The organism is Desulfovermiculus halophilus DSM 18834, from assembly GCF_000620765.1.
GTDB classification, from domain to species: Bacteria; Desulfobacterota; Desulfovibrionia; order Desulfovibrionales; family Desulfothermaceae; genus Desulfovermiculus; species Desulfovermiculus halophilus.
Genome location: NZ_JIAK01000011.1, coordinates 86112 through 97131, shown reverse-complemented (window position 1 = coordinate 97131; position 11020 = coordinate 86112). Strand labels below are relative to the sequence as shown.

Below are 11020 nucleotides of genomic sequence, written 5' to 3'. Positions count from 1 at the left end.
TGGCCACCTCGGAAGAGGTCACGGCCACGGTCCGGTCCGTGGCCGAGTCCATGGGCAAGACCCCGGTGGCCTGCCGGGACGTGCCCGGGTTCGTGTCCAACCGGGTGCTGATGGTCATGCTCAACGAGGCCCTGTGGGAGCTGTACGAGGGTGTGGCCGCGGCCGAGGGGATCGACCAGATCATGAAGCTGGGGATGAACCACCCCATGGGTCCGCTGGCCCTGGCCGACCTGATCGGGCTGGACACGGTCCTGTCCATCCTGGAGGTCCTGCAGGACGGCTACGGTGATCCCAAGTACCGGCCCTGCCCCCTGCTCAAGTCCTATGTCAACGCCGGCTGGCTGGGCCGGAAGAGCGGCAAGGGAATCTACGACTACAGCTGAGTCGGTCATAACGCCTGCGCAATACGCATTGTGCAGGCGTTTTCAGTTGGACGGCGAACGTGCCCGCTGCGTATGCCTGCCGGGATATCGGCCGTCCGAACAGGACGGGCCGGCATTAAGTGGGCCTGATCCGGAAAAGCTCAGGGAATCGATAATTTGTACGCAGGAGAAGAGCAATGTATTTTGCCAAGGAAGTGCTGGATCAATGCAGCAGTCTGCGCGTCCAGTGGGAAGACCAAGTCCGGCGCCTGATCAATCGGAAAGGGGAGCGCAAAGAGGTTTTCTCCACTGTTTCCGATCATGAGATCAAGCGCCTGTATACTCCGGAAGACATATCCGAGCTGGACTTTGAACGGGATCTCGGGTTTCCCGGCCAGTTTCCGTTCACCCGCGGGGTGCAGTCCACCGGCTATAGAGGCCGACTGTGGACCTACCGGATGTTTTCCGGAATGGGCACGGCCAAGGATACCAACGAGCGGTGGCACATGCTCCTGCGCGAAGGGCAGACCGGGCTGAGCACGGCCTTTGATTTCCCCACCCTCATGGGCTACGACACGGACAGTCCGAAGGCCCTTGGGGAGTGCGGCAAATGTGGGGTGGCCATCGATACCCTGGAGGATTTTCAGATCCTGGTGGACCGCATTCCCCTGGACGAAGTCACCACCTCCATGACCATCAATCCTCCGGCCTCGGTCATGTGGGCCATGTACTGCGCCTGCGCCGAGCAGCAAGGGGTGTCCCTGGACAAGATCGGGGGCACGATCCAGAACGACATGCTCAAGGAGTTCATCGCCCAGAAGACCTTCATGCTTCCCCCCGAGGCCTCCATCAAGCTGATCAGCGATACAGTGGAGTTCGGGACCAAGCATGTTCCCCGCTGGAACACCATCAGCATCAGCGGATACCATATCCGGGAGGCGGGTTCCACTGCGGTCCAGGAGCTGGCCTTCACCCTGCGGGACGGCATGGCCTACGTGGAAGACGTCATGGAACGCAAGGGGCTGCACCCGGATGAGTTCGCCCCTCGCCTGTCTTTCTTCTTCAACTCGCATATCGATTTTTTCGAAGAGCTGTGCAAGATGCGGGCGGCCAGGAGGATCTGGGCCAAGGTCATGCGTGACCGGTACGGGGCCAAGAATGAGCGGTCCTGGTGGATGCGCTTTCACACTCAGACCGCGGGCTGTTCCCTGACAGCGCAACAGCCGTACAACAATGTGGTCCGAACCGCCCTGGAGGCTTTGTCCGCGGTCATGGGCGGCACCCAGTCCCTGCACACCAACTCTCTGGACGAGGTCTGGTGCCTGCCCACGGACCATGCGGTGCAGATCGCCCTGCGCACCCAGCAGATCATTGCCGAGGAGACCGGCGTGGCCAACACCATAGACCCCTTGGCCGGTTCCTATTTTGTGGAGAAGCTGACCAATGAGATGGAAGAGCAGGCCTGGGAATACATCGAGAAGATCGATTCCATGGGCGGGATGCTGGCGGCTGTTGAGCAGGGATATCCACAGATGGAGATTGCCGATGCTGCCTACAAGTACCAGCAGCAGGTGGAGTCCGGAGAACGGGTCATGGTGGGCGTGAACAAGTATGTGACTGAAGAGGCTGAAGAATGTCCCATCCTGGACATCGACGAAGCGGTGGAGCAGAGCCAACTGCAGCGCTTGAACGAGATCAAGCGCAAGCGGGACGACAAGGCGGTCAAGCGGGCCCTGGACGAGGTGCGTACAGCTTGCAAAAAGGGTGACAATGTCATGCCTCCCTGCATCGAGGCGGTCAAGGCCCTGGCCACGGAACAGGAGATCTGTGACGTCTACCGCGAGGTATACGGCGAGTATCAGGATCCGGGATTGTTCTAATCGAGCAAAGAGGTGACGAGAATGGCTGACAAGACGCTGCGGATATTGGTGGCCAAGCCGGGATTGGATGGACATGACCGGGGGGCCAGGATCCTGGCCCGGGCCTTTCGGGATGCCGGATTTGAGGTGGTCTATACCGGGTGCCATCAAACCCCGGAACAGATCGTCAATGCCGCCTTGCAGGAGGACGTGGACTGTGTGGGCCTGAGTTGTTTGTCCGGGGCTCACAAGGCCTTGTTCCCCAAGGTTGTGGATCTGCTCAGAGAGCAGGGAGCGGATGATATCGTCGTCGTGGGCGGGGGCATCATCCCCAAACAGGATATGCCCTACCTCAGGGAACGGGGCGTGCAGGAGATATTTACTCCGGGCACGCCTTTGGAAGACATCATCTCCTGGGTTAAAACCAATGTTTCGCCCAGGGACGAGCTGTAGAGCGGCTGGATCATGAATAAGGGGACGGTATTGGCTGAACAAACGCATACCCCAGCGCAGGGACCAAACACAACAGACCGGATCGTGGAACGGATCAGAAACGGTGACGTCCGGACCGTATCCAGGCTGATCCGGAATATTGAGGACAAGAATCCAAGAGCCACTGAGTTGATCAAAAGCCTGTTCCCCCTGACCGGCAGGGCCCATGTCATCGGTCTGACCGGAGCTCCGGGAGCGGGCAAGAGTACCCTCAGCGACGCACTGATCACCAACTACCGCAAACAGGGGAAGACCGTGGGCGTGCTGGCCGTGGATCCGACCAGCCCGTTCACCGGGGGTGCGATCCTCGGGGACCGGGTCCGGATGCAGAAGCATGCCGAGGACAAGGGTGTGTTCATCCGCAGCCTGGCCACCCGGGGTGCCCTGGGCGGACTCTCCGATGCCGTGGACGAGGCCATCCATGTCCTGGATGCCATGGGCAAGGATATCATCCTGGTCGAGACCGTGGGCACCGGCCAATCCGAGGTGGACATCATGAACAACGCCCACTCCATCCTCCTGGTCCTGACCCCGGGAATGGGGGATGAGGTGCAGACCATCAAGGCCGGGGTCATGGAGATCGCCGACCTGTTTGTGATCAACAAGGCGGACCAGCCGGGTGCTGCCAAGCTGCTCAACGAGCTGACCCGGGCCCTGGATATGGCCGACGGCTTCCGGTCCGGATGGAGGCCTCCGATCCTGACCGTGGAGAACCTGGCCCAGTCTGAACCTTTTTTGGCCAAGGTGGATCAGGTCCGGTCCAAGATCGATGAACACTATGAGCTGCTGCGGGACAGCGATGTGTTAAAGGAACGGGAGCGGAGAAAGGCTGGAGTGCAGCTCAAGCATGCCCTGGACAGCGGCTTGGTGGACAAGGTGGTCGAATCCTTGCATGAAAGTGGAAAATGGGAGGAAATGCTCACGGCTTTGGCCGGAAAGCAGAGTGATCCCTATTCCCTGACCGAGGACATTGTGTCCCTGGTCTGCGCCGAGGACTGGAGGCAGCGGCTGAATGCAATGCCTATTACCGCCGACAGGAGAGAGAAAACATGAGCTATGAAGCGATTCGCGTGGAAGTGGACGAATTTATCGGCACCATCACCTTGAACAGGCCCGAGAACCTGAATACCTTCAATACCCCTCTTGCCCGGGAATTCGCCCAGGCTCTGCAGGAGCTGGAGGATGACCAGCAGGTCCGGGTGGTGGTGGTCAAGGGAGAGGGCAAGGCCTTCTGCGCCGGTATCGATATCACTGAGCTGGAAGGCAAAGAGGCCGTGGACTATTACGCCTGGGTCCAGCAGATGGAGGAGATGAGCCTGATCATTTCCCGGATGGGCACCCCGGTTATCGCCTCGGTCCAGGATCTGGCCGTGGCCAACGGGATCGGTGTTGTGGCCTCAGCTGATCTGGCCATTGCCGCCGAAGGGGCCAGGTTCGGGGCCACTGCGGTGAATGTCGGGCTGTTCTGCATGGGCCCGGCCGTGCCCCTGGCCCGGAATCTGGGCCGGAAAAAGGCCCTGGAGCTGGTACTGACCGGAGACATGATCGATGCGGACGAGGCCTATCGGATCGGCTTGATCAACAAGATAGTGCCCAAGGATGAGCTGGAGGCGGCCACCCAAAAGATGGCGGCCAAGATAGCGGCCAAGAGCCCATTGGCGGTGCAGATGGGCAAGAAGTCCTTTTACCGGATGGAAGATCTGGACTATGCGAGCGCCTTTGAAATGGCCAACAACCATTTTGCCTTGCTCTGCTCGACCCAGGACGCTCATGAAGGGGTCAGTGCCTTTCTGAACAAGCGCAGCCCGGAGTGGAAGGGGCGGTGATACAGAAGACAGAGGACAGAAGACAGAGGGCAGAAGACAGACGTCAGACGTCAGAGACCAGAGGTCAGTGGACAGTAGACAGTGGACAGTGGTTAGAAGTCAGAGGTCAGAAGACAGAGGTCAGAAGAGAGAAGATAGAGATCAGACGTCAGTGATCAGAGGTCAGAAAAAAGCAGGAAGAAACACCCCCCAACCCCCCTCAAGGGGGGACGGAGGGAGGTCAGTTGGGGGCTGCATTTTGGAACCCGGGCGTTCCTTGAGTCGGATCATCGGTTGAGCAAATTGTGGAAGAGCTTGATTTTCCGGACTGTACCCGGAGCCCGCGGTTTCCGTCCCCCCCTTGAGGGGGGAATCCAAGGGGGGTGTTACTTCTGCGGAGGTCCGAGGTCCAAGGCTTAATGAGCAAGGCGAACAGAGAAGTAATCCCCGAATCAGAAGACAGACGTCAGAGGCCAGAAGACAGACGTCAGTGATCAGAGGTCAGAAAAAGCAGGAAGCAACACCCCCCAACCCCCCTCAAGGGGGGACGGAAAGAAGGCGGGAGTCGGAGGTCTGTTGTCTGTGGTTGGCCTCCGGCCTGAATCCGACGGGTCGGGTGAAGGGGCGAATAATCATTCGCCCTCTCTGGGCTGGCAAGATGCCCCGGGTCGGTGATTTGGACGGTGCAGTCTGCTGGCCTTTGTTCTCTTGTCCGAAACGCTGGTCAGTGAAGCGGTCGGCCTCTCGGAACGTGTTCATGTGTTTCATCATATGATTAACAGGTGTTGTTAGTAATCACAAAGGAGGGCTCAGATGAGTATGGAACAGGTCTATAGGGACGTGATGCAGATCAATGTCACAGACGACATGGAGAAGCGGAAGGAAGCGGCCAAGTCCTTTTTTGAGCGTCTGAACTACATGGACAAGCCGGAGTATTTCAACTGGGCCTCCGAGATCTTCGAGGGGCTGCACGTCAAGGAGCAGGGGGACAAGCCGGCCTTGATCTGGGCCGATCTGGAATCGGACCAGGAACGCAGGTTCAGCTACAAGGAATTTGCCGCCAACGGGAACAAGGTCTTGAACTTTTTGCGGAAAAATGGAGTGGAACAGGGCCACAACCTGTACATGATGATTCCCATTGTCCCCGAGACCTGGTTCGTCAGCTTTGCCGCAGTCAAGGGCGGGCTGATCGCGGTGCCCACGGCAACCAGCATGACAGTGCGGGAGCTGAAGTTCCGCTTTGAGACCTATTCCCCGGATGTGCTGGTGGTTGACGAGGATTCGGCAGGGGTCATGGACGAGGCCTTGGCCGACACCGGCACCCAGCCCAAGGTCAAGATCGTGCTGGGCAGCAAAGACGGATGGACCAGCTACTCCGATCTGGCCAGTGAGGACGGCCAGGCGGAGCCGGCCAAAACCAAGTCCGACGACCTCCTGTTCTGCTTCTTTACCTCCGGGACCACCGGGCTGCCCAAGCGGGTCGGACATTCGGCAATGTCCTATCCTGTGGGGCATTTGTCCACAGCGGTGATGATCGGTCTGCGGCCGGACGATGTGCACCACAACCTGAGTGCTCCGGGGTGGGCCAAGTGGGCCTGGAGCTCCTTCTTTGCCCCTTTGAATGTGGGTGCAACCGCCACGGGATTTAACTTCAAGGCCTTGAATGGCCCCAAGTACATGGAATTTATAGATAAGTATGAAGTGACCACCTTTTGCGCCCCGCCGACTGCCTGGCGGATGTTCGTCGGTCTGGATCTGAGCAAATACAGCTTCAAGTCCCTGCGCTGTTCCGTGAGTGCGGGAGAGCCCCTGAACCCGGAAGTCATTCAGCAGTGGAAGAAGTATGCCGGCACTGAGATCCGGGACTTTTACGGCCAGACCGAGTCTACGGCCATGATCGGGAATCCGCCCTGGATGGAAGGCAAGATGCGCTTCGGTTCCTTCGGCTATCCGTCCTACATGTATGATATTACCCTGGCCGACGACGAAGGGAACGAGATCACCCAGGTGGACGAAACCGGTCATATCGTGGTTCGTCTGGACCGGTGGCGGGCCATCGGCCTGTTTACCGAGTACATCGGCAATCCGGAAAAGATGCGCAACATGTTTGTGGACAACTTCTACTATACCGGGGACCGGGCCTGCTTCGACAAAGACGGTTACTGGTGGTTCGTGGGCCGGGCCGACGACGTGATCAAGTCTTCCGACTTTCGGGTCGGCCCCTTTGAGGTGGAGAGCACCTTGGTCGAGCATCCGGCGGTGGCCGAAGCGGCTGTTGTGGGCAGTCCGGATCCCAAGCGCTATCAGCTGGTCAAGGCCTACGTCATCCTGTCCAAGGATTACGAGCCGTCCAGGGATCTGGCTTTGGAGCTGTTCAAGCACAGCATCAACATCCTGGCCAAGTTCAAGATCCCCAGGATCATCGAGTTCGTGCCCGAGGTACCCAAGACCATCAGCGGCAAGATCCGGCGCATTGAGCTCCGGGAGCAGGAAGTGAAGAAGAAGGATGAAGGGTCCGGGCGCGGTGAGTTCGAATACTTCTACCAGGACTTTCCTGAGTTGAGCTCCAAGAAGTAACCCGGGGCAAGCCTTTTCATCGTAAAGGCGAATCAGAGTCAGACGGCCGGGCATCCGGTGCCCGGCCGACATCTGCGGGATTTGGACCTCGTACGGCTGGCGGCAGTGAACCTGTGCAATCCATTGAGGAGGGGAAAATGGTAGAGCCTTCTGCGATTATTCATGCATCGATGAACACTCTGTTGTGGGAAGCAGCCATCATGACCGTTTGTATCGGTTGTGTCGATTTGGGATGGGGCAAGAACGATCCCCGGGATCTGGGGATTGTTCTTCTGGCTGGCGCTCTGTTGGAAACCATCGCCTTGTGCTTTGTTCTGGCCAACGGAAACGCCTTGGATGCCACCATTGCCGCAGCATTTATTCTGGCGTTGTGGTATTTGGGATTCGCCATGACCCTGGGCAAGACGAACCGCCTGGTCATGGTCCATGCCAATATGCTCACCGGTCTGTTGTTCTTTCTGTTTACCGTCTGGGCGGCCCTAAACGCCCATGTCTTCCTGGCCATAGCCCTGGGCCTGCTGGTCCCTGTTCTGTGGGGCGGAAGCTGGGCCCACTATACCGGCAACGCCAAAGGGGCCAAGATTGCCGGTATGGCCGCCTTTACAGATGCTTTTGTGTTTACCTTTATGGCCTTTTGCGGGGCGATTGGAATTCATCTGCCCTAATTCTGTCCGTCCTGGAGGCCAGGACGAGAGTCTGTTTGTTCTTTGTACCCCTAATGGGTGGGAAATGTTTTAGCATTGCTCTCCCATTAGGAGACCCGCCTGTGGCGGGACTCGCGCATGAAGCAAGCGGGAATGCATTTCCCGCGCAGCTTCAGTGCAGCTGGCAAAAAGGAAACAACTTTTTGCCCTTATTAATACGAGAGGTCCAAGTCCATGTCATTTCTTGTCCCTTGCATCAAGGGACGAAAATGACCAAAAAAAACGCCCGCGGAAGCGGGCGTTTTTTTTACTCTTCGACACAGAAAGTGGGCTAACAGAAGAGATGGCAAACTCCAAAGATCCACAGGCTACGTCGAAGACCCTTTTTTTGAGGCTACTGCTCCTGGAAGGGCATATAGATTTCTACATCCCCGCCCCCGCTGCGCTTGATCTGGGCTTGGGGGTAACACTTCTGAAAGACATGGATCATGTTCGTGTTCTCGGTCAAAACTGTGGCCGTGAACGCTGAGTACTTGTTTTCCTTGGCGATCATCTCCAGGGTCTGAACCAGGTAGGTCCCTATGCCCTGGTTCTGGTACTCTTCCTTGACCACAAAGGCCACCTCGGCCGTGTCTTCCTCAGCCTTGGCATAGGAGCCGATGGCCACGATCTCTTTGTGCTTGCCCCGCTGGACCAGGCCGATGATGGTCATGTTTTTCCTGTAGTCCACCGAGGCCCACTGCTGCTGGAGCATCTCCCGGGAAAAGACCTTGCGCATGTTAAAGAACCGGTAGTAGACCGTGTTCTCCTGCAGGGAATAGTAGAAGTTGCGGGAGGCGAACTCGTCGGAGGGGAGCAGGGGCCTGAACTCCACATCCTTGCCGTTGGGCAGATTGAGATAGGTCTTGTAGTTTTCCAGGAAGATCAAGTCCTGCTTGGTCGGCGGAAGCTGATCGTTGAAGATGTAATGCCGTTTCTTGGCTTCCTGGATGAGCTCTTCGCGGAACTTGGGATGGGCGATCTGGGCCAGCTCCATGACCCGCTGATAGATCCCCTTGCCGTGCAGCTCGGCTATCCCGTACTCGGTGACCACGATGTCCACGTCCCCCCGGGTGGTGGCCACACCGGCTCCCTCGCTGAGATGGGGGACAATCCTGGAGACCTCGTCGTTTTGGGCCGTGGAAGGCAGGGCGATAATGGAAAACCCGCCCCGGGACATGGCCGCCCCCCGGATGAAGTCCACCTGGTCCCCGATGCCGCTGTAGAATAAATACCCCTTGGAGTCTGTGCAGATCTGTCCGGTCAAATCGACTTCCAAAGCGGAGCTCAAGGAAATCAGATTGTCGTTGCGGGCGATGACGTTGGGGTCGTTCACGAACTGTGAGGACCGGAAGTAGAACATGGGGTTGTTGTCCACGTAGGAATAGAGCTGTTCTGATCCCATGCACAGGGAGGCCACAACCCGGTCCGGGAGATAGGATTTCATCTTGTTGGTGATGATCTTTTGCTGCAAAAGGGGGAGAAATCCGTCGGTTATGACCTGGGTATGGATGCCCAGGTCCTTGTGGGAGGTCAGGTAGGGAAGCAGGGCGTCAGGGAGATGCCCGAAGCCGACCTGCAGGGTGCATCCGTCGTCTATGAGCTGGCTGACATAGGCGGCGATCCTTTTGACTATTTGTTCGTTTTTGGTCACATTGACCATCTCCACCAGGGATTCCTCGTGCCAGACCAGAGTGTCGATCTCGTCCACGTGCACAAAGCTGTCCCCCCAGGTCCGGGGCATGTTCGGGTTGACCTGGGCGATGACCGTGTCGGCGTTCTTCAGTCCGGCCAGAGTGATATCCACGGAGATGCCCAGGCTGCAGTAGCCGAACTTGTCCGGGGGGCTGACCTGGATCAGGGCCACATCCAGGCCGATCTGCTGGGAGTTGAAAAGGGCCGGAATCTGGGACAGGTAGGCCGGGATGTAGTCGATCTTCCCTTCAAAGGCCGCCTGGCGCATGTGCTGGCTGATGAAAAAGAGCTTGAGGGAAAAACGGCTCAGGAACGAGGGGTCGTTGACAAACTGGGCGCAGGTGGAGGAAAGCATCTGATAGATGACGATGTCCTGGATGTTCATATCCTGGACCATGGCCCGGATCAGGGCTTGAGGTTCGCCGCATCCTGTGCCGATGAACACCCGGCTGCCGTTCTTGATGGTCTTGACCGCCCGCTCCGGGGGCAGGGTCTTGCCCTCGTACCGGGCCATGAAATCGTGCATGTTGCCTCCGTGTGGTCTCCTGGTTGTGCACAGAATGAGATTGGCTGAAGAACATGCCTTCGTCAAGATTGAGGATAAGGAGCATCTGAAATGGACGGAATGCATTATGAAGGGCATTGCATCCGGCCTCCGAGCGAGGCGGACAGCATCCTGCTGCAGGTTACTCTGGGCTGTTCACACAACAAATGCACATTTTGCGGCAGTTACAAAGACAAGCAGTTCAGGATCAAGGATCCGCGGATCATCTCTGAGGATATCGACTTCGCCGCCCGGACCATGCGCAGGCAGCGGCGGGTGTTCCTCATGGACGGCGATGCCCTGATCATCCCCCAGCGCAAGCTGGTGCCCCTTTTGGAGGAGATAAACGCCAAGCTCCCCTGGGTGACCAGAATCGGGGCCTATGCCAACGCCAAGTCCATCCGGAAGAAGACCGACCAGGAGCTTGCCCGGCTGCGGGAGCTCAAGCTGGGCATTTTGTATCTGGGTGCGGAAAGCGGAGACGACCGAACTCTGGCCGGGATACAGAAAGGAACAACGGCAAAGGAGCTGATCCAGGCCGGACATAAGGTGCGCCGGGCCGGGATCAAGCTGTCGGTCACCGTCCTTCTGGGTATCGCCGGAACCCAGAGGTCCCTGGAGCACGCCAGGGCCACTGGGGAGCTCTTAACGGCTATGAATCCGGATTATGTGGGGGCTCTGACGGTCATGCTCATTCCCGGAACGCCTCTGCATGCCGACTGGGAGCAGGGACGCTTCCACCTTCCGGATGAGCGCGGCGTGCTCATGGAGCTGCGGGAGATGCTGGCCCATACCGACCTGGACCGGGGACTGTTCATGGCCAACCACGCCTCCAACTATCTGCCCATCCGGGTCCGCTTTCCGGACCAGAAGGAGGAAACCCTCGGGCTCATCGACCGGGCCTTGGAGGGAGGAGTCCAGCTCAAGCCGGAGTGGATGCGGGCCCTGTAATCCCGGACCGAAGTGTTCGCAGGTCGGCAGGAGTCAAAGGCCCATTCCCTGA

At 58.2% G+C, this 11020-nt stretch carries 9 protein-coding genes; 8 read left to right on the top strand and 1 reads right to left on the bottom strand.

Annotated features, from left to right (window positions below):
• The 7 genes from N902_RS0107160 to N902_RS0107130 all read left to right on the top strand — a co-directional run.
• Positions 1 to 383, top strand: a 383-nt coding sequence (locus N902_RS0107160) for a 3-hydroxyacyl-CoA dehydrogenase family protein (RefSeq protein WP_027370382.1), incomplete at its 5' end; no start/stop codon positions are given.
• A 176-nt stretch (positions 384 to 559) separates the two neighbouring features.
• Positions 560 to 2242: an acyl-CoA mutase large subunit family protein gene (locus N902_RS0107155; protein WP_034622102.1), complete on the top strand. Its 1683-nt coding sequence runs from the start codon at positions 560 to 562 to the stop codon at positions 2240 to 2242.
• Positions 2243 to 2263: 21 nt separating this feature from the next.
• Complete coding sequence (locus tag N902_RS0107150) at positions 2264 to 2674, top strand: cobalamin B12-binding domain-containing protein (RefSeq protein WP_027370380.1); 411 nt, start codon at positions 2264 to 2266, stop codon at positions 2672 to 2674.
• 12 nt (positions 2675 to 2686) lie between these two features.
• A complete protein-coding gene (meaB, locus tag N902_RS16855; RefSeq protein ID WP_084287970.1) occupies positions 2687 to 3766 on the top strand; it encodes a methylmalonyl Co-A mutase-associated GTPase MeaB in 1080 nt (359 codons plus the stop codon).
• Complete coding sequence (locus tag N902_RS0107140; RefSeq protein WP_027370379.1) at positions 3763 to 4539, top strand: enoyl-CoA hydratase/isomerase family protein; 777 nt, start codon at positions 3763 to 3765, stop codon at positions 4537 to 4539. Before meaB ends, N902_RS0107140 begins: the two co-directional genes overlap by 4 nt.
• A 792-nt stretch (positions 4540 to 5331) precedes the next feature.
• The gene (locus N902_RS0107135) at positions 5332 to 7095 is read left to right on the top strand and encodes an acetate--CoA ligase (RefSeq protein ID WP_027370378.1); all 1764 of its coding nucleotides are present in this window, start codon (positions 5332 to 5334) and stop codon (positions 7093 to 7095) included.
• Between the two features lie 137 nt (positions 7096 to 7232).
• On the top strand, positions 7233 to 7760 hold the full coding sequence (locus tag N902_RS0107130; protein ID WP_051564404.1) for a hypothetical protein: 528 nt from the start codon (positions 7233 to 7235) through the stop codon (positions 7758 to 7760).
• Between the two features lie 373 nt (positions 7761 to 8133).
• Here the strand turns inward: N902_RS0107130 and N902_RS0107125 are convergent, their stop codons facing one another.
• Positions 8134 to 9999: a bifunctional acetyl-CoA hydrolase/transferase family protein/GNAT family N-acetyltransferase gene (locus tag N902_RS0107125; RefSeq protein WP_027370376.1), complete on the bottom strand. Its 1866-nt coding sequence runs from the start codon at positions 9997 to 9999 to the stop codon at positions 8134 to 8136.
• A gap of 90 nt (positions 10000 to 10089) precedes the next feature.
• Here N902_RS0107125 and N902_RS0107120 point away from each other — a divergent pair, with 90 nt between their 5' ends.
• Positions 10090 to 10968 (top strand): radical SAM protein, encoded by an 879-nt coding sequence (locus N902_RS0107120; protein WP_244147386.1) that lies wholly within the window; start codon positions 10090 to 10092, stop codon positions 10966 to 10968.
• The last annotated feature ends 52 nt before the right edge of the window (positions 10969 to 11020 follow it).